Consider the following 24616-nt stretch of genomic DNA (forward strand, 5'->3'; position numbering starts at 1 on the left):
CCTACCGTCGTGCGTCCAGCGGCTATGCTATAGTTCGCGCCCTCATTTTTATCCCTCGATGTGTTACCCGCCCACCATGACCAAACGTGAAGCTCCAATCTACAAGGTGATTTTCCTCAACCAGGGCCAGGTGTTCGAAATGTACGCCAAGCAGATCTATCAAAGCGATCTGTGGGGCTTCCTGGAAGTGGAAGAGTTCGTCTTTGGCGAGCGCACGCAAGTGGTCGTCGATCCGAGCGAAGAGAAGCTCAAGGCGCAGTTCGAAGGCGTGGTGCGCAGTTTTGTGCCGATGCATTCGATTGTGCGCATCGACGAGGTCGAGCGCCTGGGCACGCCAAAAATCAGCGAAGCCCGTGGCGCGGTCGGCAATGTCATGCCGTTTCCGATGCCGATGCCTGAGAAGTAAGCCTTAACACCGCGTCGTCTTCATCGCTAGCAGGCTAGCTCCCACAGTGGGTCTTCTGTGAACACACTGTTTGTGGGAGCGAGCCTGCTCGCGATGGGGCCAGACAGGTCAGTGAAGGCTTACGGCAGCGGCGAGAACGGCGTACGCCCATCCGCGCTTTGCAGCTCCATCAGGTACTTGCGGAAAATCTGCCCCAGCACCTGGGTGGCGACTTCCAGTTCATCGCGTTGCATGTGCTCGGCGACTTCGTCGGCCGTGTCCAGCGCATCTTCGGCGCCGTTGACCGCAGCCATTTTCAGCACGATATAGGCCTGGACGTTATTGGCGGGCACGCCTTCGCCGTGGAAGAACATGGTGCCGAGTTTGAATTGCGCCTGGGCGTGGCCTTGCAGGGAGGCCTTTTCGAAGTAGCTCAGGGCTTGATTGAGGTCGCGCGGTGCATTTTTACCGTCGTAGTAGAACTCGCCCAACTCGTATTGCGCTTCCGCATCCCCGGCGTCCGACGCTTTCTGGCAGGCTTCAAGGGCCTCCTTCAGGTCTTCAGGCTGGGTATTGAGGGTGCAACGACCCATTGCCGGGATCAACAACGAGTTGCCGCCTGCTTGTGCGTGCGCGAGCAGCGGCTGAAGGAGCAACAGGCAGCCCAATGCAAGGGTGCGGCCGGTGCGGTTCATGGGAATCGACTTACCTCTGAAGGGCGCGCGGACCCATCGAGGGATCCAATAAGCGCGCATTATGAAATAAGCAGGACCTTCCTTACAAAGTCTTTACTCGTTTTTCTGCCGCGCGGGAACTATATCTACCGCTTTTAGCGACAACTTGGATAGTCGTAGCAGCAAAAAGACAGCAATGTAGGATAAAGCTGACGTCGACCCAGGTCGACGTCAGCGGTTTTGGCTTACTTCAGCGCGGCAAATGCTCGCTCGGCCGCGTCCAGGGTCAACTGCAACTCGGCGTCGCCGTGGGCGATCGAGGTGAAGCCTGCCTCGAAGGCGCTTGGCGCCAGGTACACGCCGCCTTCGAGCATCAGGTGGAAGAAACGCTTGAACAGGTTGGCATCGCTGGCCATGACGTCGTCAAAGGTCACGATGTCGTCGGCGCCACTGAAGTACAGGCCGAACATGCCACCCGCCTGGGTCGTGACGAATGGGATGCCCGCGGCATCGGCACGCTGTTGCAGGCCATCGAGCAGGCGGCTGGTGTAGTCGCTGAGTTCGGCATGGAAACCTGGGCGGCTGATGAGGCGCAGGGTGGTCAGGCCGGCCGCCATGGCCAGCGGGTTACCCGACAGGGTGCCAGCCTGGTAGACCGGACCCAGCGGGGCAATGTGCGACATGATTTCGCGCTTGCCGCCGAAGCAACCCACCGGCATGCCGCCGCCGATGATCTTGCCGAAGGTGCTCAGGTCTGGAGTCACGCCGTAGTGCGCTTGGGCGCCGCCCAATGCCACGCGGAAACCGGTCATCACTTCGTCGAAAATCAGCACCACGCCGTGCTGGTCGCACAGGCTGCGCAGGCCTTCGAGGAAACCCGGAGCCGGCGGTACGCAGTTCATGTTGCCGGCTACCGGCTCGACGATGATGCACGCCACTTCCTGGCCGACTTCGCCGAGCATTTTGGCCACCGCATCGATGTCGTTGAACGGCAGGGTCAGGGTGTGCTTGGCAAAGGCGGCGGGTACGCCAGCGGAACTTGGCACGCCTTGGGTCAGCAGGCCCGAGCCGGCCTTGACCAGCAGGCTGTCGGAATGGCCGTGGTAGCAGCCTTCGAACTTGATGATGCTGTCACGGCCGGTGAAACCACGGGCCAGGCGAATCGCGCTCATGGTCGCTTCGGTACCGGAGCTGACCATGCGCACCATTTCCATCGACGGCACGATCGAGCAGACCAGGTCGGCCATTTCGGTCTCCATCGCCGTTGGGGCGCCGTAGGACAGGCCGTGTTCCAGTTGCTTGCGCACAGCGTCCAGCACTTCTGGGTGGCTGTGGCCGAGAATCATCGGGCCCCAGGAGCCGACGTAGTCGACATAGCGCTTGTCGTCTTCGTCCGTCACGTAGGCGCCTTCAGCGTGCTTGAAGAACAGCGGGGTGCCGCCCACGCTCTTGAATGCACGTACGGGCGAATTCACGCCGCCGGGAATGTGTTTCTGGGCGTTGGCAAACAGGATTTCGGAACGAGACATGGTAGGGCTCTCAAAAATTCAGGAATTGAACAATGCGTTGAAGGCGCGCGCGCGGCGGGTCACTTCGCTCGTGCTGTCGGCGCCGAACAGGCCATGCACTACGGCCAGCAGGTCGACCCCATGGGCCACCAGCGGGGCGGCGTTGTCCAGGGTGATACCGCCGATCGCACAGATCGGCAGGTGCAGCCGGGCGCGGGCCTGGTCGAGCAGTTCGAGGCTGCAGGTCGGTGCGCCGGGTTTGGTGTTGGAGTTGAAAAAGCGGCCGAAGGCGACATAACTGGCGCCTTCCTTGGCCGCTTGTTCGGCCAGCTCGATCTGCGCGTGACAGGTCGAGCCGATGATCGCCTGGCGCCCCAGCAGTGCCCGGGCCGGGGTCAGCGGGCCATCGGTTTGCCCCAGGTGAACGCCGACGCCCAAGCGTGCGGCCAGTTCGGCGTCGTCGTTGATGATCAACTGGGTCTTGTAGCGCTCGCACAGGCCGCGCAGGGCTTCGGCTTCGCGCAGGCGGCGCGCCTCGTCGGTGCTTTTGTCGCGGTACTGCAATAAGGTCACGCCACCCTCCAGTGCCGCTTGCACATAGGGCAGGAACTTGCCGGCCAGTAACTGACTGTCGGTAATGGCGTACAGACCACGTAATTTCATCGGGCAAGCCTCATGGCGTTACGAGCAAAAATCCAGCGGCAGGCGGCGCGGAACAAACTGGCCTTTGCCCAGTTGTTCGGCGTCACGCAGGGTGCGCCACGTGTAGTCCAGTGCCGACTTCACCGCGCTGGCGAGGTGTTCGCCCTGGGCCAGGCGACCGGCCAGGGCGCTGGCCAGGGTGCATCCGGATCCGTGGTAGCTACCGGGCAGGCGCTGGCAGGTAAAGGTTTCGCGGTGACCGTCGCGGCTGTAGAGGCGATTGTGTACTTGATGTTCGTCGCCATGCCCACCGGTTATCAGCAAGTGTTTGACGTAGGGCAGGAGTTTTTCTGCGCACTGGTCGGCGCTGCCGTCTGGCAGTTCAGCCAGGATCCGGGCTTCAGGAAGGTTAGGGGTGGCGATGATCGCCAATGGCAGCAGGCGCTCGCGCATGGCGTAGCCGACTTCGTCCCTGCCCAGGCGTCCGCCGCCGCCGGCACGCAGCACCGGGTCGCAGACCACGGGCAGGTGCGGATGCGCCTGGAGCAGTTCGACCACGGTGTCGACCATTTCCAGTGAGCCGAGCATGCCCAGCTTGACCGCCGCAACCTGCGAGTCGTTGAGGACGGCATTGGCCTGGGCCAGTACCCACTCACGATCGAGGACGCGGAAATCACTGACATTGACGGTGTCTTGCACGGTCAGGGCAGTGACGGCCGGGGCCGCATGACAACCCTGAGCCAGCAGGGCTTCGATATCTGCCTGCAAGCCGGCGCCACCACTTGGGTCGTGGCCGGAGAGACAGAGGACAACGGGGCGAGAGCTGTAGATATTCATGGTGCGCGAGCTTACCACCAAACACGTTTTTTCGGTGCGCCTGGCAGCACGCCAGGACTTGCTGCCAGCCGCGCGGGCTCGTGGCAGCGGCGGGCGGTTAGGGATGATCCTCATAATCTGACTGGATCTTCAGGTATTGACCGCTATGTTCCGCCGAAAGGCCCGTTCTAGAGCCTTCAAACTAAAAATTTCAATGGTGTTCAAACGCCACCAGCGGCTATGCTAGAGTGGATCCAAACCAATAACAGGTTGTATCGGTTCGACGTCTGCTCAAAAGGAAATGGGGGGGCTTCCTGACGCACCGGACAGGCCATGCTGGGGCTTTATGCGCTATTTGCTGATGTTGCTGTTGAGTTTGCCCATGTTGGCGAGCGCAGCGGACTTTGATGAGTTCACCCAAAAGCTCCCCTTGGGTCGGATCATGCAGGTGTACGAGGATGTCGCCGGCACTGCGAGCATCAAAGACGTCCAGGCCCAAGCGGCGGCCGGCCATTTCAGCCCCCACCACAAAGCCACCCTGAACGCCGGTTACTCCCGTTCGGTGTTCTGGCTGAAGATCGACCTGCATTATCGTCCGAGCAATCCCGAGGTCCTGCGTACCTGGCTGCTGGAGTTGGCGTACCCACCCCTGGATCACGTCGACCTGTACCTGCCCGATGGCACTGGGAATTATCAGCTCAAGCAGCGCACCGGTGACGCCTTGCCGTTCGCCACCCGGGAAATTCGCCAGAACAACTACCTGTTTGACTTACCCTTCGTGGCCAATGAACAGAAGACCGTCTACCTGCGCCTGCAAAGCCAGGGTTCGATCCAGGCGCCGCTGGCGTTGTGGTCGAGTACGGCCTATCTGGAAGACCAGCCGGTGCGCCTGTATATCCTCGGGCTGATTTACGGGGTCCTGCTGGGGATGCTGGTCTATAACCTGTTCATCTACCTCAGCGTGCGCGACACCAGCTACCTCTATTACATCTTCTATATCGCGTCGTTCGGCCTGTACCAGCTCTCGGTGAACGGTGCGGCGGTGGAGTACTTCTGGCCGAACAACCCTTGGTGGGCCAACGCCTCGACACCGTTTTTCATCGGCTGCGCGGCGCTGTTCGGCAGCCAGTTCGCCCGCAGTTTCCTGCAAACCTCCAGTCACAGTCGCTGGTTCGATCGCCTGCTATTGACGCTGGTGGCCTGCAGCGCGGTGGTGGTCGGCCTGTCGTTGATGACCAGCTATGCCCTGGCCCTGCGCCTGGCCACGGCATTGGCGCTGATCTTCACCGTGGTGATTTTCTCGGCGGGGATTTTCGCCTGGTGGCGCGGCCTGCGGGTGGCACGCTATTTCATCATCGCCTGGTCGGCGTTCCTGCTCGGCGGCATCGTCAATACGCTGATGGTGCTGGGCTACCTGCCTAACGTGTTCCTGACCATGTACGCCAGCCAGATCGGTTCGGCGATTGAGGTCGCATTGCTGTCCCTGGCCCTGGCTGACCGCATCAACACCATGCGCGAGCAGCAGGCACAGACATTGTTCGATGCCGGGCAGAAGCTGGAAGTGTTGAACCAGCAACTGGCCCACAGTAACCAGCTCAAGGATGAGTTCCTGGCGACCCTGACCCACGAACTGCGCACGCCGATGAATGGGGTGATCGGTTCGCTGGAGTTGATGCAGACCGTCGAGATGGATCCGGAGCTGGAGCAGTATCAGCAGACCGCCGCCGGTTCGGCCCGGGACATGATGCGCATGGTCAACGGCATCCTGACCCTGACCGAGTTGCAGGCCGGGCGCCTCAAGGCCTACCCGGAGTCGTTCAGCCTGCGTTCGGTGGTCGATGGCCTGCACCAGCAGTTCGCCGCCAATGCCGCGAGCAAGGCCCTGGATTTCAAGGTTGAGCTGGCCCAGGGCTTGCCCGATCGCCTGCACGGTGACAGCGCCAAGCTGGTGCAGTGCCTGGAGTGCCTGCTGGACAACTCGATCAAGTTCACCCACGTCGGCGGGTTGGCGTTGCGGGTCAGCGGCAAGCCGGCTGAAGCCGGGCGCCAGGCGTTGTCCTTTGCCGTAATCGACACCGGCATCGGTTTTACTGACCTGGGCGAGGCGACCATGTATCAGCGCTTTTTCCAGCTCGACGGTTCCATGACCCGCGAGTACGGCGGCCTGGGAGTGGGGTTGGCGATCTGTCGGCAATTGGTCGAGTTGATCGGCGGGCGCCTGACCCACCGCTCTGAACCTGGGCGTGGCAGCCGGTTTCAGCTGGATGTCGAGTTCGAGGTGGTGACGCTGCCGCCGAGCACCGCTACCGTGCGCCACGGCCAGGACCTGGTGAGCGTGCGTGACCCCCAGGATTGCCGGGTGTTGTTGGTCGACGACGACAGCATCAATCAATTGGTGGTGCGCGGCATGTTGCTCAAGCTCGGCTATCGGGTGCGCAGTGTCGACAGCGCCCCCGCCGCGCTGGAGTGCTTGCGCCGGGAATATTTTGATGCGGTGCTGCTGGACAGTCCGATGCCCGCGCTGGCGGGGCAGACGATGTGCGAGCAGATCCGTGCGCTGCCGGGCTACGCCAATGTTGCGGTGCTGGCTGCGGTGGCCACCACCAGCCTGGACTTCGAGGCCGGGCTGACTGATTGCCTGAGCAAACCGGTGAAATTCGAAGAGTTGCAGGCGGTGCTGCATCGTCGGTTACTTTGCCAGCAGCAAGGTGAAAGCGCCGGTATTTAGGCGTATATGCCACTTTGTCAGGGGGTGGCAGGGTGCTTAACTGAGGGTCTTCGCTGACCCAAGGAGGCCCGCCATGAACCTGCACCAGTTCGCCGAAACCCACGAAGTTACCAATCAGCCACCCTCCCTGGACGGGGTCAACCTGTACCGCGTCGACCTGCCGCTGCAAGACTGGTCGCGGCGTTTCGGGGCGGGTTGGGCCGAGTCGCGAATCGACGCCTATGGTGCCTTGGCCGGTGGTCCGTTGATGGCCGCGGGGTTCTTGGCCAACCAGAACAAGCCGCTGTTCTCCAGCCATGATCGGTATGGTCATCGCATCGACCTGGTGGAGTTTCACCCGGCCTACCATGAGCTGATGCGGGCTGCGGTCGAGCACGGGCTGACGTCGTTGCCCTGGACCGATCCACAGGCCGGCGCCCATGTTGCCCGGGCCTCCATGACGTACCTGCACAGCCAGGCCGAAGCCGGCAGTGGCTGTCCGCTGACCATGACGTTCGCCAGCGTGCCCGCCTTGCGTCTGCAGCCGGACATCGCCCGGCAATGGCTGCCGAAAATCCTCGCCCGCGAGTATGACCCGCGCAATGTCGGCATGGCCCACAAGGCCGGCGTCACGATCGGCATGGCGATGACCGAGAAGCAGGGCGGCACCGACGTGCGGGCCAATACCACCAAGGCGTATCCAGTCGGTGCGGCCGGTCCGGGCCAGGCGTATGAACTGGTGGGCCATAAATGGTTCTGCTCGGCACCGATGTGCGACGCCTTCCTGACCCTGGCCCAGACCGACAAGGGCCTGACCTGCTTCCTGCTGCCGCGCCATCGACCAGATGACACGCGGAACCAGTTCTACATCCAGCGCCTGAAAAACAAACTGGGCAATTGCTCCAATGCGTCCAGTGAAGTCGAGTTTCGTGGGGCGCTGGCGTGGATGATCGGCGAGGAGGGGCGTGGCGTACCGACCATTATCGAAATGGTCGCCATGACCCGTTTTGATTGCATGGTCGGCTCCAGTGCCTTGATGCGCCAGGCGCTGACTCAGGCCAGCCATCACTGCGCCCACCGCCAGGTGGGTGGCAAGTTTCTCAGCGAACAGCCGCTGATGCAGAACGTGCTCGCCGACCTGGCGCTGGAAAGCGAGGCCGCCCTGGCCTTGAGCCTGCGCATGGGGCAGGCGCTGGATCAACTGGATGACTCCCAGGAAGCCAAGTTCGCCCGGCTGGTGACAGCGGTGGGCAAGTACTGGATCTGCAAGCGCGCCCCGGCCATGATCAATGAAGCTGCCGAGTGCATGGGCGGTGCCGGTTATGTCGAGGAAAGCATCCTGCCGCGCCTGTACCGTGAGGCGCCGGTGAACTCGACGTGGGAAGGTTCCGGTAACGTGCAGTGCCTGGACGTGCTGCGTGCCCTGTCCAAAGAGCCCGGAGTGCTCGATGCACTGTTCAGCGAACTGGGCGACGGGCATGGCGACAAACGCCTGGCCACGCACATCCAGCAGTTGCAGGCGGCGTTCAAGGACACCAGCGACATCCAGTACCGCGCCCGCCAACTGACCGAGGACATTGCCCTGGGCCTGCAGGCCAAGTTGTTGCTCGAGGCGGGCAATGCCAGCGTCAGCGACGCCTTTATCGCCAGTCGCCTGAACGGTGGAGGCCGGGTTTACGGTGCGTTGCCGCGAGGTCTGGATGTGGAAGCCATCGTCGCCCGTTCGACCCCGCAGCGCTACTGACCACAACAAAGCCCTGTGGGAGCGAGCTTGCTCGCGATTGCGATCAAACATTCAACATCAATGTTGCCTGACACACCGCAATCGCGGGCAAGCCCGCTCCCACAGGATTTCCAGTGTTCCGGAATTGAAGCGTAACCAACACGCCACTGTTCCCGTGAAGCAACGTTGCAGGCAAGATGAAGGCCTGCAAGCCAGAACACAGGAAGCTGATCGTGACCGAAGCCTTTATTGTCGTTCAAACCGCTGAACAAGCCGTGGACCGGCTCGCCGCGCTGCACGAGCGAGCCACTACGGCGTTGAACCAGGCGCTCAAGCGTTATCTGAAAGACCGCATCGAACCCGATGCCGAACAGCGTGCGATGTTCCGCTACCCGGAATTGCGCCTGACCTACCTGTGCCAGGGCGAAGTCCCACAGACCACCCGGGCTTACGCCAAGGTGCAGTTGCCGGGGACCTACAGCGTCACCGTCACCCATCCGGCGGCGTTTCGTAAGTACTTGCTGGAGCAACTGGTGCCCTTGATGCACGACTTCACCGTGACGGTGGAAGTGGGTGTCAGCCAGCAGAATATCCCGTACCCCTATGTGGTCGAGCAGGGCGATGAACTGGCCGGCTCCGGCGTGACCGCCGCGGTGCTGGCGCGGGTGTTCCCGAGCACCGACCTGTCGGCGGCCACCGATGGCATCGCCGACGGCCTGTACGATTGGGAAAATACCGATCCGCTGCCTCTGGCCCTGTTCGACGCCGCGCGGGTCGACTTCTCCCTGCGCCGCCTGGTGCACTACACCGGCAGCGACTGGCGGCATGTGCAGCCGTGGATCCTGCTGACCAACTACCATCGTTATGTCGACCAGTTCATCGTCCATGGCCTGGAGCAATTGCGCAGCGACCCGCGCTTTGTGCGCATGGTGCTGCCGGGCAACGTGATCATCGAAAAGAGCATGGATCACGGCGAAGCCTCGGCCATTGCCGCAGGTGTGGTCTGGCACCGTTACCAGATGCCGGCCTACCACTTGCTGGCGTCTGACGGGCATGGCGTGACCCTGGTCAACATTGGTGTCGGTCCGTCCAACGCGAAGAACATCACCGACCACCTGGCTGTGCTGCGTCCGCACTGCTGGCTGATGATCGGGCACTGCGGTGGCCTGCGCCAATCGCAGACGATCGGCGACTACGTGCTGGCCCACGCCTACATGCGGCGCGATGGGATTCTCGACCGGGTGGTGCCGCCGAACATTCCGATCCCGGCGCTGGCCGAAGTGCAAATGGCGCTGCAACAGGCGGCTGCCAACGTCACGGGCGAGAAGGGCGATGACCTGAAAAAACGCCTGCGCACCGGTACCGTGCTGACCTACGACGACCGTAACTGGGAATTGCGTTGGGCCCAGGAACGACCGTTGATCAACCTGTCACGGGCCGTGGCGGTGGACATGGAAAGCGGCACCATCGCCGCCCAGGGTTATCGTCTGCGGGTGCCATATGGCACGTTGCTGTGTGTCTCGGACAAGCCGCTGCACAGTGAAATCAAGCTGCCGGGTTCGGCCAACGCTTTTTATGAGCGTGCGGTCAGCCAGCACTTGAAAATCGGCATCGCCGCGGTGGATCTACTGCGCACCGAGCTCAACTCATTGCACTCGCGCAAACTGCGCAGCTTCGACGAGCCGCCGTTCCGCTGATTGTTATCGTGGTCATTTGACGGTCGGGGCACTAGCATGGGCAGCCCTGACCGTTAGATGTTGTGTTTGCCATGTCCCGTCCTCGTCCTCCTTCCCGTCGCCCAGGTGCTGCCCCTGCAGGCCCGCGCCGCGTGGCCAAAGCGCCGCCGGCTGAACCGAAACTGATTCTGTTCATCAAACCCTTCGATGTGCTGACGCAATTCAGTGATGGCGAAGGGCGGGCGACGCTCAAGGATTACCTCGAGATTCCCGGGATCTACCCGGCCGGCCGCCTGGACCGTGACAGCGAAGGGCTGCTGTTGCTGACCAACGATGGCCAGTTGCAGGCGCGGATTGCCGACCCCAAGCACAAGTTGGCCAAGACCTATTGGGTGCAGGTCGAAGGCGAGCCGACGGCCGAGCAGTTGCAGCGCTTGCGTGACGGTGTCGAGCTCAATGACGGCATGACCTTGCCCGCTGAGGCGCGTCAGCTGGAAGAGCCCGAGTTGTGGCCACGCAACCCGCCGGTACGCTTTCGTAAAAGCGTGCCGACCAGTTGGCTGGAGTTGGTGATTCGGGAGGGGCGCAACCGTCAGGTGCGGCGCATGACCGCGGCAGTGGGCTTGCCGACCTTGCGCCTGGTGCGCGTGCGAATCGGCGACTGGACGCTCGAGGGGCTCGACCAGGGCCAGTGGAAGGAAGTGCCGGCGCGCTTATAAAGTGCCGGATTCGATCAGGCCAATTACCACGCTCTTGATGATGAATGCCGCCACACCCAGGCCCAGCACAAAGAACAGGATGAACGAGCCGAAACGTCCGGCCTTGGATTTCTTTGCCAGGTCCCAGACGATGAAACCCATGAAAATGATCAGGATGCTGACCAGGCCGGTCATCATCCACTCTTCCAACAGTGCAGGATCCATCGAAAATCTCCAGCGCGCGCAGGGCAAAAAAGGCCGGGGGAGTATACGCCAAGGGCGCGCGGCGGGGCATTGACCTGCGTCGGTGTGCCGCAGCCTTGCGCCCCGTAGGTGCAAGGCTTGCCCGCGATGGCGTACTTAGCCGCGCAAATGGGTCAACGGCAACTCGGTACTGTTCAATACCTGGTTGAGCACGAAGCTGGAGCGCACACTGGTCACCCCTTCAATCCGCGTCAGGTGGCCGAGCAGCAGTTTCTGGTAATGGTCCATGTCCGGCACCACCACCTTGAGCTGGTAGTCGGCGTCCATCCCGGTCACCAGGCTGCACTCCAGTACCTGGGGCAGGGTACGAATGGCGGCCTCGAAATTTTCGAAGCGCTCGGGAGTGTGGCGGTCCATGCCGATCAATACGTAGGCCGTCAGGCTCAAGCCGAGCAGCTTGCGGTCGAGCAAGGCGACCTGGCGGCTGATGTAGCCATCGTCCTCCAACTGTTTGACCCGCCGCGAACAAGGCGAGGGCGAAAGGCCGATGCGCTCGGCCAGCTCCTGATTGGAGATGCGTGCGTCGCGCTGCAATTCCGCCAAAATGCTCAAGTCGTATCGGTCGAGTTTGCTCATGAAACAGGCCTTTGTCTTAACAATTGCGGTGGATTATCTATCAGGGGTGAAAAATTGCGCAAGTCATGTTTATTTGAGCAATATTCGCAATCCTCTGCCGTGGCCTCAGGCCTATTCTTATTACCAGAATCACTGCCCGGACAAACAGTCCACAGCGGCCCGCCGAATCAGGCCAGCCGCGGCCACCCCTCCCACAGGAGGCGAGTTGGCCCCCGGGCTACACACTGTCCAGAAGACGGAGTGAGGTGAGCCGGCGTCAAAAGCGTCGAGCACGGACTAAGTTCTCAAGGGGAGGCCGACGGGCCTCCCTTTTTTATGTGCGCGATATAAGGCCAGGCCCGGGCAATTGCCTGGGCTCGCGGGACTATCAGGTTCAGTGGTAGCTGTGAGCTTAAAGCTTGCCGCTTGCGGCTGAGCCAATCGGGTCAGCGTGCACCAGCACTTCGGCTCGTGGGTAGGCGGCGTGAATGGCATCGGCCGCCTGGTCGCTGATGCCATGGGCGACGGATAAGGTCAGGTCCCCTGGCAGTTCCAGGTGCAGTTGCACAAACCAGTGGTTGCCCGAGACCCGGGTGCGCAAGTCGTGGGCGCCCAGGACGCCGGGCACGCCACAGGCCAGTTCGAGCATGTGCTGGCTGATCTCGGGCGGCAGTTCCTCGTCCATCAGCACGGTAAAGCTTTCCCGGGCGATCTGTATCGCACTCCACAGGATGTAAGCGGCAATCGCCAGGCCGAACCAGGCATCCAGTTGATGCCAGCCAAACCCAGCCAGCACCAGGGCAAGCAGGATGCTGCCATTGAGCAGCAGGTCGGAGCGGTAGTGCAGTGAATCGGCGCGTACCGCATTGGACCCGGTTTCGCGGATAACCCGGTGTTGCAACAGCAGCAATGCCGCCGTCAGGCCGAGGGAAAACACAATCACCCCGATACTGATCCAGGGCGCACCGACCGGCTCTGGATGCTTGAGCCGGTCGAAAGCCTGGAAGGCGATCAGTAATGCACTGCCGCCGATGAACAGCGCCTGGGCCATACCCGCCAGGGACTCGGCCTTGCCATGCCCATAGCGGTGATCGTCGTCCGCCGGGCGCAGGGCGTAGTGCACCGCCAGCAGATTGAGCAGCGAGGTCACGCCGTCGAGTGCCGAGTCCGTCAAGCCGGCGAGCATGCTCACCGACCCGCTTAACCACCAGGCAATGGCCTTGGCGATAATCAGGATGCTGGCCACCGCCACCGAGGCGCGGGTGGCCAGGCGTAACAGGCGAGCGTGTTCCGGGCTGCTGGTCATAGGTGCATCGTTCCTTCGGTGCGCGTCATCAAGCGGCGGGTTGCAACCCTAGCGCTGCCAGTTGCTGGGCACTGCCCTTGTGCTGGATCAGGCGTGGATCGTCCAGCGGGAAGCTGCGGCCCAACTCGGTTTGCAGGATGGTCTGCAGCTTGACGTTGTCGACCTGGCCGTCGGCGCCGATCGCTTGCTGGAGTTTTTCCGGGGCCACTTGGGCGGTCTTGCCTGGCTCGAAATAAATCGCCCCGGTAGTGAAGTCCACGGCAAAGGCGATCAGCCCGGGGATCACATAAAACAGCAGGCCCACGGCATCGAGCACGGCAATTGCCGGGTCGATCTTGCCGTCGATCTGGCCACGGCGATCGGGGTAGAAAATCGACCCGCACGCGGTCAGTTGGGTCAGCAGGGTCGCTACCAGCACACCACCAATCAGACGAAACGGAACACGCATAAGAATTCTCCTCGGCAAACTTGAAACGAAACGTCGTCGCTATGAATTAGGACCGTGACGAACGCAAAGCAGTTCGCCGTTATACTCGCCGCTCTGTTTTGGAGCCAGCATGATTTCTTTGCCGATAGATGAAGTTTTACCCGCGCTGCGTGAAGCCCTGGCGACACGCCATGAAGCCGTGCTCGAAGCACCGCCCGGCGCCGGTAAGACCACCCGCGTGCCTTTGGCGCTGCTCAACGAGCCATGGCTGGCCGGGCAAACCATCCTGATGCTGGAACCGCGCCGGCTGGCGGCGCGCGCAGCGGCCGAGCGCCTGGCCAGTGAGCTGGGGGAGAAAGTCGGGGAAACCGTCGGCTACCGGATCCGCCTGGACAGCAAGGTCGGTCCCACCACCCGTATCGAAGTGGTCACCGAAGGCATCCTCACCCGCCGCTTGCAGGAAGATCCGGCGCTGGAGGGGGTTGGCCTGCTGATTTTCGATGAGTACCACGAGCGCAGCCTGGATGCCGACCTGGCCCTGGCCCTGAGCCTCAATGGCCGGGAGCTGTTTCGCGACGAGCAGCCACTGAAGATTCTGCTGATGTCGGCCACTCTCGAAGGCGAGCGCCTGGCCAGCTTGCTGAATGATGCGCCGATCCTGCGCAGCGAAGGCCGCATGTACCCGGTGGCGATGCGCTGGGGCCGGCCGTTTCAGCCGGGCGAGTTCATCGAGCCACGGTTGGTGCAGACCGTGCTCGAAGCCTTGAATGATGAGGCCGGCAGCCTGTTGGTATTCCTGCCCGGACAAGCGGAAATCCGTCGGGTGCACCAGCAATTGGCCGATGCCCTGGGTGAGCGCTCCACGGTGTTGTTGTGCCCTTTGCACGGCGAACTCGACCTGGCAGCGCAGCGGGCGGCGATCGATCCGGCGCCGGCGGGGCAACGCAAAGTGGTGCTGGCGACCAACATCGCCGAGACCAGCCTGACCATTGACGGCGTGCGGGTAGTAATCGATGCCGGACTGGCGCGGGTGCCGCGTTTCGACCCTGGCAGCGGCATGACACGCCTCGATACCCAGCGGATCTCCCGCGCCAGCGCCACCCAACGTGCCGGTCGTGCCGGACGCCTGGAGCCGGGGGTGTGTTATCGGCTGTGGTCCCAGGACCAGCATGAACAATTGGCAGCCTATGCCAGTGCCGAAATACTCTCGGCGGACCTCGCCGGCCTGGCGTTGCAGTTGGGGCGTTGGGGTGTGACTCCGGGGCAACTGGTGTGGCTCGATGTGCCGCCGGCGGCGGCGTATGCCCAGGCCCAGGACCTGCTCGAACGCTTGGGGGCCCTGCAAGGCTCCTCGCCGCAAGATTGGCAACTGACCCGGCATGGCGAGGCTATGGCCGAACTGCCGGCCCACCCGCGGATTGCCCATTTGTTGCTGCGCGGCCAGGCGCTGGGCCTGGCGAACATGGCCTGCGATGTCGCGGCGTTGCTCGGCGAGCGGGATATTTTGCGCGGCGCCGGTGCCGACCTGCACAGTCGCCTGGTGCTGCTGTCCGGTGAGGAACGGGCTGCCCGGGGCGCCCAGGGTGGTGTGCAGCGGGCTCGGCAACTGGCGCGGCAGTATCGCGGCTATCTGCGTGGCAAACCCGAGCAACCGGTGGCGGACCCGCAACATCCGCGCTGGCTTGGCGCGTTGCTGGCCCTGGCCTACCCGGACCGCGTGGCCCAGCAGCGCCGTGCGGGCGGCGCGGAATATCGCTTGGCCAACGGACGCGCGGCGTTGTTTGCCGAGGCGGACAGCCTGATGAAGCAGGGCTGGCTGGTCATCGCCGATTTGGGCAGTCGCCAGGGGCAACGGGAAGAACGGATCTACCTGGCGGCGGATTTTGACCCGGCGCTGTTCGACTCGGTATTGGCCGAGCAAGTGCGCTGCGTCGATCAACTGGATTGGGATGAGCGTGAAGGCGTGCTGCGCGCTGAGCGCCAGCGCAAGGTCGGCGAGCTGGTATTGAGTCGTGAGCCGTTGACCGGCCTGGATGAAGCGGCGCGCAGTCAGGCGCTGGTCAACCTGGTGCGGCGCAAGGGCTTGGAGCTGTTGCCCTGGACCCCGGAGCTGCGGCAATGGCAGGCCCGTGTGGCGCTCTTGCGCCAGCTCGACCTCGATCAGCAGGGCGACAGCAGTTGGCCGGATGTCAGCGACGGCGCGCTGCTCAAGAGCCTGGAACACTGGCTGATGCCTTATCTGGGGCGGGTTTCGCGGCTCAGCCACTTTGCCAACCTGGACCTGTCGAGCATTGTGCATAACTTGCTGCCCTGGCCGTTGCCGCAACGCCTGGATGAGCTGGCGCCCCATCACCTGAGCGTGCCTTCGGGGTCGTCGATCCGCCTGGACTACAGTGAACAGCCACCGATTCTCGCGGTGCGCCTGCAGGAATTGTTTGGCCTGGCCGAGACCCCACGCATTGCCGGTGGCCGGCAGGTGGTCAAGCTGCACCTGCTGTCACCGGCCCGCCGCCCGGTGCAGGTGACCCAGGACCTGGCAAATTTCTGGCGCAGTACCTACGCCGAAGTGAAGAAGGACCTGAAGGGCCGATACCCCAAGCACTACTGGCCCGATGACCCTCTGGTGGCAGAAGCCACGGCGCGGGCCAAACCGCGCAAGTCCTGATGGTTGGGTGGCCGTATGCAACATCTGCGAGCACCCCAACTCACTGTAGGAGCGAGCCTGCTCGCGATGAGGCCGGTCCATTCAACATCGAGAGTGCCTGACAGACCGCCATCGCGAGCAAGCTCGCTCCTACAAAAAAAACCGTGCTTACGGTGTTGCCGGTAGCAGAAACCGCGCAATCACCGGCAAGTGATCGGAAATGCGCAGCGTATCGTCCTGCCGGACCTCGGCTTGTACCCGCTTGAGCCTGGGGCTGTAGAACAGGTAGTCGACCGTCCGGTCCGGGCCGTTGAGGCCAGGGTCGTTGGGATAGTGGGTCAGCCAGCGGGCGCGGTCGATGCCGCTGGCTTCGTTATTGGTCGGGATCATCGGGTACTTGTCCCACAGCGTGTGCAGGGCACTGTCGGCGGTGTAGGGCGTGCGCTGTTCGGGGGGCAGGCGCTGGAACTGGCCCAGGGGCAGCAGGTTGAAATCACCACCGATCAGCCACGGGGTGCCGCGCGCTTCGAATTTGTCCAACACCTTGGCGACAGCCGCGACCTTGTTCTGCAGGCTGTCATCCGGCTGGCGCACCCAGTCCAGGTGAGTATTGAGCAGCGCCAGTTGGCCGCCGTCTCTGAGGGGCAGGTAGCTCACCAGCAAGGCGTTTTTCGGTTGGAACTGGCGACTGATGAAGTTCTGCGGCGGCTCGGGCAGTTGCTGGCGTTCGGCGTGTTCGATCTGGTAGCGGCTCAAGGTCGCCAATTGCCGGCCGACACTGCCGAAAATATGCAGGTCCGGCACGAAGTCAGCCTTCCAGTCGAACGCCCAGGTACTGCAGGGATAAAGGTCCGCCAGGCGTTCGCGGAGCAGTTTGAGCTGGTCCTGATAGTCGCTGGCCTTGGCCCCGTCATCCAGCTCCTGCAACAGCACTACATCCGGCTGCTCATCGCGGATTACCCGCGCCACTTCATCGAGGCTGAAGGCCATGTCTTCCGGGGTCGGGGATTCGTCGCTGCCCTGGGCCAGGTCGTTCCAGAACACATAACGCTTGCCTGCCAGGTACTGCACGTTCCAGGTCATGACCTTCAGCGCCTGGCCAGGCACCAGCGAGGGCGCCGGGGCGCTGCACTGCACCGTCAGGGGTTCCTTGGCCTCGGGGCGCCAGGTCAGGCTGTAGGTCGAGGCCAGCAACAGGCCTGCCAGAATCAGCAGGCCTAAGAGGGTGTAGCGCAGTAGGCGGGTCATGGGCTCGGCTTATGGCGTTACAAAGTTGGTCCCGAGCATAACCGAGAGCAGGGCCCGAGCCCAAGGGTGCTGCGGTCAGGCATTGCCTTGGGTTTTGTCAGGCGCTTCGCTGATCAGCATGAACAGGCGAAACAGCACCACGCTGGTGAACAGTTGCAGGAAGCTATGGCCACTTTCGATAAGGACCGACAGCACCGGGTTCTGTGGCGACGGATAGAGCGAGACGCTCACCCCCTTGAGCAGCCACAGTGGCCCCATCACACAGAGAATGCACACCAGGATGCGCAGGAAATTGCCTCGGGCCAGGCGCATGCTTTCGCGGATCGCGGCCAACGGCGCCAGGTTGCGCAGTACCAGCAGGTATTCGGCGAACGCCAGCATCACCATCAGCCAGATGCCCGGCAGGAAGTACAGCGACAGCCCCACCAGAATCATCAGGGTGTTGACGGCCGTCAGCAAGGCGAAGCGTGGCCATAGGCTGGCCGAGGCTGCCCACAGGTCGCGGGTGCGTGGAGATTCGCCACGGCTGCGGGCATCGAGAAACAGAATCAGCGCGGCGGTGTACAACGGGTAGACCAGCAGCCCGACAATCACGCTGTAGCCGGGAAACGCCTCGGGTCCCTGGGTGTGGTCGACCAATTGTTGCAGCAGGGCCTCGATCACCACCAGCGGCAGGCACAACGAGACGATGCCGCCCAGGTTGCGCTTGAAGAAATACAAGGAGTCGCGGAGTACGTCTAACGGATTCATCGGTCGCTTTCGCAGGTTGCAAAGTATGGCGACACTGTAACCGATGGGAGCCTTACCTGAACAAAGGTAAACGTTAGGTAAAGCGCATTGAAACAGCTGGCGTCGGCCCCATTACTGCCGGGCACCTAATCCACACGGGATGAGGGCAAAGATTTTTCCGGCAATCTATGAGGTCGCCATGAACAGCGAAGAGCAAACCCTGATCGATGACCTGTTTGCACGGCTGCAACAGGCGCAAACCCAGGCCGAACCGCGCGACGCCCTGGCGCAAGCGCGAATCAACCAGCACCTGGGCCGCCAGCCCGATGCCGGTTATTTCATGACCCAGGCGATCCTGGTGCAAGAGGCGGCGCTCAAGCGCCTCGACGAGCAAAACCAAGCGCTCGCGCAACAGGTTGAGCAATTGCGCAACCAGGTGTTGCAGGCCCAGGCGCAGACCCCGGCAGCGGCGCCGAGCGGCAGTGGCGGGTTCCTGTCCAGCCTGTTTGGTGGGCCGCGTGAGCCACAGCCTGGTGCATCCCGCGTAGCGCCGACATCCAGCGGCAATGGTTGGCGTGAGCCCGGACGCTCGGCGTCCAATGCCCAGTCCGGCGCGCAAAATTTCACGGCTGCGGCGCAGAACCCAGGCGCTGCGGCGCAACAGGCGCCGGCGGCTGGCGGCAGCTTCCTCGGTGGCGCCCTGAAGACCGCTGCCGGGGTAGCGGGCGGGGTGATGCTGGCGCAGGGCATCAGCAGCCTGTTCCACAGTAACCAGGCGCCCCAGGAAGTCGTCGAGGTGATCAAGCAAGAGCCCGCGCCAGTCAATGACACCGGCACCGGCTGGAGTGACGAACCGCGCATGGCCGGTAACGACAGCTACGGCAACGACCAGGGCGGGTTTGCCGACGCCGGCTACAGCGATGACGGCTCGTCGTTGTTCGGCGACGACGATAGCTTCGTCTGATCCGCCATTCGTCCGGGGCGTTGCGCCGTCCCGGACTGATGATTCGCCCAACCTTCCTTGCGACTGGCATACTGGGCGACTTTTCGGGCCCGGGGTCCGAACAATCGCCTGCGCCTGTGCGCGCCAAGAGGATGTGCGGTGAAGAAGATCGCAGTGTTCGCCGATGTCCAGAACCTCTATTACACCGTGCGCCAGGCCTACGGCTGTCATTTCAACTATGCCGCCTTGTGGGCTGACATCAGCCAGCACGGGCAGATCGTCGAAGCCTATGCCTACGCCATCGATCGCGGTGACAGCAAGCAGCAGCAGTTCCAGCAGATCCTGCGTAACCTCGGTTTCATCGTGAAGCTCAAGCCCTACATCCAGCGTAGCGACGGCTCGGCCAAGGGCGACTGGGACGTGGGCATTACCCTGGATATCATGGACGCCGCCGACCACGTCGACGAAGTGGTGCTGGCCTCCGGTGACGGCGATTTCGACATGCTGCTCGAACGCATCATCAACAAGCACGGGGTGGCCGCCGTTGCCTATGGCGTGCCGGGTCTCACCGCCAATTCGCTGATTCGCGCGGCCACACGCTACGTGCCGATCGAAGGCGCGTTGTTGCTCAAAAACTGATTATTGAACGCAAGGAACAGGTTTGGAACGCATAGCCGTCATCGACTTTGAAACCACCGGAATCTCCCCCAGCAGCAGTTGCCGGGCCACGGAAATCGCCGTGGTGATTCTAGAACAGGGGCGCATCGTCGAGCGTTACCAGAGCCTGATGAATGCCGGCGTGCGCGTGCCGGCATTTATCGAACAACTGACCGGCATCAGCAACGCCATGCTGCGCACCGCACCCAGTGCGCAGCAGGTGATGAACGAGGTCAACGAGTTTGTCGGGACCACGCCACTGCTGGCGCACAACGCAGCATTCGACCAGAAGTTCTGGGACTTCGAGCTGGGGCAGATCAAGCGCACGCGCTTGCAGCACTTTGCCTGCTCGCTGTTGCTGGCCCGCCGCCTGATGCCGGCGGCGCCCAACCACAAGTTGGGTACCCTCACCCGTTTCGCCGGGTTGCCCAACACCGGCCAGGCTCACCGGGCCATGGCCGACGCCGAGATGGCGGCCAACCTTACCGCGCACCTGGCGCAGGAGTTGCGGCACACGCACGGCTTGCGCGAGCTGTCCCATGACCTGCTGCGCAGCTTGCAGAAGGTTCCGGCGGCGAAGATCAACGAGCATCTCAAGCGCCATCGCGGGTTCTGACCTTCCGGGCCACCCCCTAGACCTCATGCGCCGTTTTTCGCGTTGCCTTCCAGTTGCCCCAGGGGGACGCGTTTTTCGAAGGCGCTGGAGAGCACGATCGAGGTCTTGCTGGAGCCGAACCGGGCGACACGATTGATCAAGTCTTCCAACTCGATCATCGAGGCCACCGCGCCACGCATGATCACGCAGGAGTCGCCGGTGACGCGATGGCACTCGGTGAGCTGGGGGATCTTGATCATTTCGTCATAGGCTTTCTGGTTGCCGTGCTGGGTCAGGCGCAACTCGATCAGGCACTGGATCGGCAGGCCGACCTTGGCCAGGTCGACGGTGGCCTGGTAGCCGGTGATCACGCCGCTGGACTCCAGCTTGGCGACCCGCTCGGCGACGGCGGGCGCCGACAGGTTCACCTTGCGCGCCAATTCGGCGTAGGACGCTCGCCCATTTTCCATGAGGGCACTGAGCAGCATTCGGTCGTATTTATCCATAAACAGGCTCCCTGAACCGCTGACTTTCGAAAGTACGGCTTATAGCTGTTATCTCCGTGTTTTGAAAAGTGTACGGGCCTTATAAACAGGTTTTGTAACTTAAGTTCCGTCCGTCGGCTTTCTAGAATAACGCTCCACTTGTCCTGCCTCAGAGCGTCCCATGCCTGGTCTTCGCCGTTTCCCGTTACCGCTGATTGGAGCCTTTTTTGCGCTGTATGTGATCTGGGGGTCGACCTACCTGGTGATCCGCATCGGCGTCGAGTACTGGCCACCGCTGATGCTGGGGGGCGTACGCTTCATCATTGCCGGGACCCTGCTGTATGCGTTTCTGCGCTGGCGCGGGGTGCCGGCACCCACGTGGCAACAATGGAAGGCGGCCGCAGCGATCGGGGTGCTGTTGCTCAGTTGTGGTAATGGCGCGGTGACGGTTGCCGAGCATGCGGGCGTGGCCTCGGGCGTGGCGGCATTGGCGGTGGCCACGGTGCCGCTGTTCACCTTGCTCTGCGGCTATTTCTGGGGCGCGCGTAATACCCGCCTGGAGTGGGCGGGGATTGTGCTGGGTCTGATCGGGATCGCCATGCTCAACCTCGGCTCCAACCTGCAGTCCAGCCCCTTGGGTGCGGCGTTGCTGATCTTTGCCGCCGCGGCCTGGGCCTTTGGTTCGGTGTGGAGCAAGCATTTGCCGTTGCCCCAAGGAGCGATGGCCAGTGCCGCCGAGATGCTGGTGGGTGGCGTGGTGCTGATGATCGCCAGCGCACTGTCCGGCGAACGCCTGCATAGCCTGCCGCCGATCGAAGGCTGGGCAGCGCTGATGTACCTGGTGCTGCTCGGTTCGATCGTCGCGTTCAACGCCTACATGTACCTGCTCAAGCACGTGCGCCCGGCAGCGGCCACCAGTTATGCCTACGTCAACCCGGCCGTGGCGGTGTTGCTGGGGATTGTTTTTGCCGGTGAAACCATTGGCATGGAAGAAGCCCTGGCGATGACGGTGATCATCAGTGCCGTGGTGTTGATCGGCTTGCCGCAGTGGCGTAAGCAGAAACCGCAGTGATTTAAGGTAAACTGCCGCGCATTGCCCACGTGCGCTGATTTTTTCCTACGGTATCCCAATGACTTTCGCCACTCTTGGCCTGATCGAACCCTTGCTGCGCGCCCTTGAGACGCTCGGTTACCAGACCCCGACGCCGGTTCAGGCGCAAGCCATTCCGGCGGTGCTGGCCGGTCGCGACCTGATGGCCGCGGCCCAGACCGGCACCGGCAAGACCGCCGGCTTTGCCGTGCCGCTGTTGCAGTTGCTGGCCATGGAGGGGCCGAAAGTCACCAGTAACTCGGTGCGTGCGCTGATCCTGGTGCCAACTCGCGAGCTGGCCGAACAGGTGCATGAAAGCGTGCGCCAGTACGCCGAGCATCTGCCGTTGAGCACCTACGCGGTGTACGGCGGTGTCAGCATCAATCCGCAGATGATGAAGCTGCGCAAAGGCGTCGACCTGCTGGTGGCGACTCCCGGTCGCCTGCTCGACCTGTTCCGCCAGAACGCGCTGAAATTCAATCAGCTGCAGACCCTGGTGCTCGACGAAGCGGACCGCATGCTCGACCTGGGCTTCTCCGAAGAACTGTCGAATATCTACCGGGTGCTGCCGAAAAAGCGCCAGACCTTGCTGTTCTCCGCGACCTTCTCGGATCAGATCCGCCTGCTGGCCGGGCAAATGCTCAATGATCCGCTGAGCATCGAAGTCAGCCCGCGCAACGTTGCTGCCAACACGGTCAAGCAATGGCTCTACACCGTCGACAAGAAGCGCAAGCCAGAGCTGTTCGTGCATTTGCTGCGCAAGCAAAAGTGGAAGCAGGTGCTGGTGTTCGCCAAGACCCGTAACGGCGTGGACGCGCTCGTGGAAAAACTCCAGGGCCTGGGCGTCAATGCCGACGGTATTCATGGCGACAAACCCCAGGCGACCCGCCAACGGGCGCTGGATCGTTTCAAGGCCAGTGAAATCCAGATCCTGGTGGCTACTGACGTCGCGGCCCGTGGCCTGGACATCGAAGACCTGCCGCTGGTGGTGAACTTTGATTTGCCGATCGTGGCCGAGGACTACATCCACAGGATCGGCCGTACCGGTCGTGCCGGGGCCACCGGCGAGGCGATTTCGCTGGTGTGTGCTGATGAAGTGAACCTGTTGTCGGCGATCGAGACGCTGACCCGTCAGGCCCTGACTCGCCATATGGAGCAGGACTTCGAACCGGAGCACCGGGTGCCGGACACCGACGCCAGCGGCCAGGTGATCAAGAAGCCGAAAAAGCCGAAGAAGCCCAAGGCTTCCGGTGGTGGCAAACGTAACCTGGGTAAATGGGTGGATAGCGGTGAGACCGTGGCCGATGTGCCGGTCAAGCCGGTGCGCAAAGTGCCGGTATTCAACACCGGGCCGCGCAAGAAGAAGTGAGGCGACACTAAGCGGCAAGCTACGAGCTACGAGCTACGAGCTACGAGCCTCGAGCTTCAAGCTTCAAGCTCGAAGCTCGAGGCTCGAAGCTCGAAGCTCGAAGCTCGAAGCTCACGGCTTGTAGCTGCTCCTCAGCCACTGCACCATCCCCAACCCGGCCGCACGCCCACTGGCGAAACAGGCGGTCAGCAGATAGCCGCCGGTCGGCGCTTCCCAATCGAGCATTTCGCCTGCGCAGAACACGCCGGGCAATGCCTTGAGCATCAATTGTTCATCCATCGCTTCGAACGTCACGCCGCCGGCGCTGCTGATGGCTTCGTCCAGCGGCCTGGTCTTGACCAGTGTCAGTGGCAGCGCCTTGATGGCGTGGGCCAGCGCCAACGGATCGGCGAATGACTCGCTCGGTGTCAGCTCGCGCAGCAGCGCGGCCTTGACGCCATCCAGGCCCAACTGACTGTGTAGATGTTTGGCCATGGAACGGGAGCCGCGCGGCTTGCTCAGCGCTGCGTGGATTTTATCCACAGGGCGCCCGGGCAGTAGATCCAGGTGCACAGTGGCGGAACCCTGCTGCTCAATGGCATCGCGGATCGGCGCGGACAAGGCATAGATCAGGCTGCCCTCAACCCCGGTAGCGGTGATCACGCATTCCCCCAGGCGCGGGACATCGTCATTCAAGCCGATGGCGATGTTTTTCAGCGGCGCGCCGGCAAATTTGCTGAGCATCAACTCACTCCAGGCGGTCACCTCGAACCCGCAGTTGCTCGGTCTCAAAGGCGCCAGGGCGACTCCGCGTTGTTCCAGGGGCAACATCCAGGCGCCATCGGAGCCCAGTCGCGCCCAACTGCCGCCACCGAGTGCCAGTAACAGGGCGTCGGGGTTGATCTTCTGTTCGCCGTCCGGATTGGCAATGCGCAGGCTGCCGTCCGGATTCCAGCCTAGCCAGCGATGGCGGGTGTGGATAACTACTCCGCCATCGCGCAGGCGCTTGAGCCAGGCACGCAGCAGCGGGGCGGCTTTCATGTCGGTGGGAAAGACCCGGCCGGAACTGCCGACGAACGTTTCTATCCCCAGGCCGTGAATCCAATCACACAGCGCGGGGGCATCGAAGCCGCGCAACAGCGGGGCGATGTGCGGGGCGCGTGCGGCGTAGCGTGCAAGGAACGCCGGGTAGGCTTCGGAGTGGGTGATGTTCATGCCGCCGACACCGGCCAGCAGGAACTTGCGGCCCACCGACGGCATGGCGTCGTAGAGGTCGACCCTGGCCCCGGCCTGGCTCAGCACCTCGGCGGCCATCAAGCCGGCAGGGCCGCCACCGATGATGGCGACGTGCTGGGGAGGGTGGGCGACGGGTTGGCTCATGGCATGCACTGCGATTCGGCTCGAAAGGCCGCGTATTCTAGCAGCACCACAAGCCCCCCGTAGCAGCTGTCGAGCCCCGCGAGGCTGCGTTCGAGGACGCAGTCCTCGCCGGGTGC

The 24616-nt window shown here is 62.7% G+C and carries 23 protein-coding genes; 11 read left to right on the forward strand and 12 right to left on the reverse strand.

The window, feature by feature from the left end; all coding sequences use genetic code 11:
* Positions 1-76 precede the first annotated feature (76 nt).
* Positions 77-406, forward strand: coding sequence for a DUF1820 family protein (locus ACIOVD_RS08870; protein ID WP_003185742.1), 330 nt, complete (start codon positions 77-79; stop codon positions 404-406).
* 119 nt (positions 407-525) lie between these two features.
* On the opposite strand, the gene ACIOVD_RS08875 is transcribed toward ACIOVD_RS08870, so the two are convergent.
* The 4 genes from ACIOVD_RS08875 to ACIOVD_RS08890 form a co-directional block, all read right to left on the reverse strand.
* Complete coding sequence (locus tag ACIOVD_RS08875; RefSeq protein ID WP_095166334.1) at positions 526-1080, reverse strand: tetratricopeptide repeat protein; 555 nt, start codon at positions 1078-1080, stop codon at positions 526-528.
* A gap of 224 nt (positions 1081-1304) precedes the next feature.
* Complete coding sequence (gene hemL / locus ACIOVD_RS08880) at positions 1305-2588, reverse strand: glutamate-1-semialdehyde 2,1-aminomutase (RefSeq protein ID WP_159998114.1); 1284 nt, start codon at positions 2586-2588, stop codon at positions 1305-1307.
* 18 nt (positions 2589-2606) lie between these two features.
* A complete protein-coding gene (gene thiE / locus ACIOVD_RS08885) occupies positions 2607-3230 on the reverse strand; it encodes a thiamine phosphate synthase (RefSeq protein WP_095166338.1) in 624 nt (207 codons plus the stop codon).
* An 18-nt stretch (positions 3231-3248) separates the two neighbouring features.
* Entirely contained in the window at positions 3249-4046 is a 798-nt protein-coding gene (locus ACIOVD_RS08890; RefSeq protein ID WP_401127191.1) for a hydroxymethylpyrimidine/phosphomethylpyrimidine kinase, read from the reverse strand.
* Positions 4047-4371: 325 nt separating this feature from the next.
* On the opposite strand from ACIOVD_RS08890, the gene ACIOVD_RS08895 reads away from it, so the two are divergent.
* The 4 genes from ACIOVD_RS08895 to ACIOVD_RS08910 all read left to right on the forward strand — a co-directional run bounded on the left by ACIOVD_RS08895 (position 4372) and on the right by ACIOVD_RS08910 (position 10850).
* On the forward strand, positions 4372-6753 hold the full coding sequence (locus ACIOVD_RS08895; RefSeq protein ID WP_159998112.1) for a 7TM diverse intracellular signaling domain-containing protein: 2382 nt from the start codon (positions 4372-4374) through the stop codon (positions 6751-6753).
* Between the two features lie 73 nt (positions 6754-6826).
* A complete protein-coding gene (locus tag ACIOVD_RS08900) occupies positions 6827-8476 on the forward strand; it encodes an acyl-CoA dehydrogenase family protein (RefSeq protein WP_401127193.1) in 1650 nt (549 codons plus the stop codon).
* Positions 8477-8652: 176 nt separating this feature from the next.
* The gene (amn, locus tag ACIOVD_RS08905; RefSeq protein WP_162530213.1) at positions 8653-10152 is read left to right on the forward strand and encodes an AMP nucleosidase; all 1500 of its coding nucleotides are present in this window, start codon (positions 8653-8655) and stop codon (positions 10150-10152) included.
* A 131-nt stretch (positions 10153-10283) separates the two neighbouring features.
* On the forward strand, positions 10284-10850 hold the full coding sequence (locus ACIOVD_RS08910; protein ID WP_401127195.1) for a pseudouridine synthase: 567 nt from the start codon (positions 10284-10286) through the stop codon (positions 10848-10850).
* Here ACIOVD_RS08910 and ACIOVD_RS08915 read toward each other — a convergent pair.
* From ACIOVD_RS08915 to ACIOVD_RS08930, 4 genes are all read right to left on the reverse strand, one after another.
* The gene (locus ACIOVD_RS08915; protein WP_095166363.1) at positions 10845-11054 is read right to left on the reverse strand and encodes a DUF2788 domain-containing protein; all 210 of its coding nucleotides are present in this window, start codon (positions 11052-11054) and stop codon (positions 10845-10847) included. The two genes, ACIOVD_RS08910 and ACIOVD_RS08915, sit on opposite strands and share 6 nt — an antisense overlap.
* A 135-nt stretch (positions 11055-11189) precedes the next feature.
* Entirely contained in the window at positions 11190-11669 is a 480-nt protein-coding gene (locus tag ACIOVD_RS08920) for an Lrp/AsnC family transcriptional regulator (protein ID WP_095166364.1), read from the reverse strand.
* A gap of 391 nt (positions 11670-12060) precedes the next feature.
* On the reverse strand, positions 12061-12954 hold the full coding sequence (locus ACIOVD_RS08925) for a cation diffusion facilitator family transporter (RefSeq protein WP_095166366.1): 894 nt from the start codon (positions 12952-12954) through the stop codon (positions 12061-12063).
* Between the two features lie 28 nt (positions 12955-12982).
* Positions 12983-13402 carry a polyribonucleotide nucleotidyltransferase gene (locus ACIOVD_RS08930; RefSeq protein WP_401127198.1) on the reverse strand — a complete coding sequence of 140 codons (420 nt, stop codon included), beginning with the start codon at positions 13400-13402 and terminating at the stop codon, positions 12983-12985.
* Between the two features lie 109 nt (positions 13403-13511).
* Between ACIOVD_RS08930 and hrpB the strand changes: the two genes are divergently transcribed.
* The gene (gene hrpB / locus ACIOVD_RS08935) at positions 13512-16046 is read left to right on the forward strand and encodes an ATP-dependent helicase HrpB (RefSeq protein WP_401127200.1); all 2535 of its coding nucleotides are present in this window, start codon (positions 13512-13514) and stop codon (positions 16044-16046) included.
* A 147-nt stretch (positions 16047-16193) separates the two neighbouring features.
* Here hrpB and ACIOVD_RS08940 read toward each other — a convergent pair whose 3' ends face one another.
* Together ACIOVD_RS08940 and ACIOVD_RS08945 are read right to left on the reverse strand one after the other, a co-directional pair.
* Entirely contained in the window at positions 16194-17273 is a 1080-nt protein-coding gene (locus tag ACIOVD_RS08940; RefSeq protein WP_159998104.1) for an endonuclease/exonuclease/phosphatase family protein, read from the reverse strand.
* A 75-nt stretch (positions 17274-17348) separates the two neighbouring features.
* On the reverse strand, positions 17349-18023 hold the full coding sequence (locus ACIOVD_RS08945) for a YciC family protein (RefSeq protein WP_159998102.1): 675 nt from the start codon (positions 18021-18023) through the stop codon (positions 17349-17351).
* A gap of 178 nt (positions 18024-18201) precedes the next feature.
* Between ACIOVD_RS08945 and ACIOVD_RS08950 the strand changes: the two genes are divergently transcribed.
* From ACIOVD_RS08950 to ACIOVD_RS08960, 3 genes are all read left to right on the forward strand, one after another.
* Complete coding sequence (locus ACIOVD_RS08950) at positions 18202-18966, forward strand: DUF2076 domain-containing protein (RefSeq protein WP_401127203.1); 765 nt, start codon at positions 18202-18204, stop codon at positions 18964-18966.
* A 138-nt stretch (positions 18967-19104) separates the two neighbouring features.
* Positions 19105-19584 carry an NYN domain-containing protein gene (locus tag ACIOVD_RS08955; protein ID WP_159998098.1) on the forward strand — a complete coding sequence of 160 codons (480 nt, stop codon included), beginning with the start codon at positions 19105-19107 and terminating at the stop codon, positions 19582-19584.
* Between the two features lie 22 nt (positions 19585-19606).
* Positions 19607-20218, forward strand: coding sequence for a PolC-type DNA polymerase III (locus tag ACIOVD_RS08960; RefSeq protein WP_401127205.1), 612 nt, complete (start codon positions 19607-19609; stop codon positions 20216-20218).
* A gap of 23 nt (positions 20219-20241) precedes the next feature.
* Here ACIOVD_RS08960 and ACIOVD_RS08965 read toward each other — a convergent pair whose 3' ends face one another.
* Positions 20242-20703: an Lrp/AsnC family transcriptional regulator gene (locus ACIOVD_RS08965; protein WP_159998094.1), complete on the reverse strand. Its 462-nt coding sequence runs from the start codon at positions 20701-20703 to the stop codon at positions 20242-20244.
* A 160-nt stretch (positions 20704-20863) separates the two neighbouring features.
* Between ACIOVD_RS08965 and yedA the strand changes: the two genes are divergently transcribed.
* Both yedA and ACIOVD_RS08975 read left to right on the forward strand, forming a co-directional pair.
* Positions 20864-21754, forward strand: coding sequence for a drug/metabolite exporter YedA (yedA, locus tag ACIOVD_RS08970; protein WP_159998092.1), 891 nt, complete (start codon positions 20864-20866; stop codon positions 21752-21754).
* Positions 21755-21812: 58 nt separating this feature from the next.
* Entirely contained in the window at positions 21813-23141 is a 1329-nt protein-coding gene (locus tag ACIOVD_RS08975) for a DEAD/DEAH box helicase (RefSeq protein WP_095166392.1), read from the forward strand.
* A gap of 111 nt (positions 23142-23252) precedes the next feature.
* On the opposite strand, the gene ACIOVD_RS08980 is transcribed toward ACIOVD_RS08975, so the two are convergent.
* A complete protein-coding gene (locus tag ACIOVD_RS08980; RefSeq protein WP_401127208.1) occupies positions 23253-24500 on the reverse strand; it encodes a TIGR03862 family flavoprotein in 1248 nt (415 codons plus the stop codon).
* Positions 24501-24616 lie beyond the last annotated feature (116 nt).

This window comes from Pseudomonas sp. NPDC087626 (genome assembly GCF_044743405.1).
Taxonomy (GTDB): Bacteria; Pseudomonadota; Gammaproteobacteria; order Pseudomonadales; family Pseudomonadaceae; genus Aquipseudomonas.

Bases quoted from the DNA above. Each gene is read 5' to 3' on its own strand.
- ACIOVD_RS08945 (WP_159998102.1), bottom strand. From the start codon at position 18,023: ATGAATCCGTTAGACGTACTCCGCGACTCCTTGTATTTCTTCAAGCGC.
- ACIOVD_RS08890 (WP_401127191.1), bottom strand. From the start codon at position 4,046: ATGAATATCTACAGCTCTCGCCCCGTTGTCCTCTGTCTCTCCGGCCAC.
- ACIOVD_RS08925 (WP_095166366.1), bottom strand. From the start codon at position 12,954: ATGACCAGCAGCCCGGAACACGCTCGCCTGTTACGCCTGGCCACCCGC.
- thiE (WP_095166338.1), bottom strand. From the start codon at position 3,230: ATGAAATTACGTGGTCTGTACGCCATTACCGACAGTCAGTTACTGGCC.
- ACIOVD_RS08895 (WP_159998112.1), top strand. From the start codon at position 4,372: ATGCGCTATTTGCTGATGTTGCTGTTGAGTTTGCCCATGTTGGCGAGC.
- ACIOVD_RS08975 (WP_095166392.1), top strand. From the start codon at position 21,813: ATGACTTTCGCCACTCTTGGCCTGATCGAACCCTTGCTGCGCGCCCTT.
- ACIOVD_RS08940 (WP_159998104.1), bottom strand. From the start codon at position 17,273: ATGACCCGCCTACTGCGCTACACCCTCTTAGGCCTGCTGATTCTGGCA.
- yedA (WP_159998092.1), top strand. From the start codon at position 20,864: ATGCCTGGTCTTCGCCGTTTCCCGTTACCGCTGATTGGAGCCTTTTTT.
- hrpB (WP_401127200.1), top strand. From the start codon at position 13,512: ATGATTTCTTTGCCGATAGATGAAGTTTTACCCGCGCTGCGTGAAGCC.
- hemL (WP_159998114.1), bottom strand. From the start codon at position 2,588: ATGTCTCGTTCCGAAATCCTGTTTGCCAACGCCCAGAAACACATTCCC.
- ACIOVD_RS08915 (WP_095166363.1), bottom strand. From the start codon at position 11,054: ATGGATCCTGCACTGTTGGAAGAGTGGATGATGACCGGCCTGGTCAGC.
- ACIOVD_RS08870 (WP_003185742.1), top strand. From the start codon at position 77: ATGACCAAACGTGAAGCTCCAATCTACAAGGTGATTTTCCTCAACCAG.
- amn (WP_162530213.1), top strand. From the start codon at position 8,653: ATGAAGGCCTGCAAGCCAGAACACAGGAAGCTGATCGTGACCGAAGCC.
- ACIOVD_RS08980 (WP_401127208.1), bottom strand. From the start codon at position 24,500: ATGAGCCAACCCGTCGCCCACCCTCCCCAGCACGTCGCCATCATCGGT.
- ACIOVD_RS08950 (WP_401127203.1), top strand. From the start codon at position 18,202: ATGAACAGCGAAGAGCAAACCCTGATCGATGACCTGTTTGCACGGCTG.
- ACIOVD_RS08900 (WP_401127193.1), top strand. From the start codon at position 6,827: ATGAACCTGCACCAGTTCGCCGAAACCCACGAAGTTACCAATCAGCCA.
- ACIOVD_RS08875 (WP_095166334.1), bottom strand. From the start codon at position 1,080: ATGAACCGCACCGGCCGCACCCTTGCATTGGGCTGCCTGTTGCTCCTT.
- ACIOVD_RS08965 (WP_159998094.1), bottom strand. From the start codon at position 20,703: ATGGATAAATACGACCGAATGCTGCTCAGTGCCCTCATGGAAAATGGG.
- ACIOVD_RS08920 (WP_095166364.1), bottom strand. From the start codon at position 11,669: ATGAGCAAACTCGACCGATACGACTTGAGCATTTTGGCGGAATTGCAG.
- ACIOVD_RS08930 (WP_401127198.1), bottom strand. From the start codon at position 13,402: ATGCGTGTTCCGTTTCGTCTGATTGGTGGTGTGCTGGTAGCGACCCTG.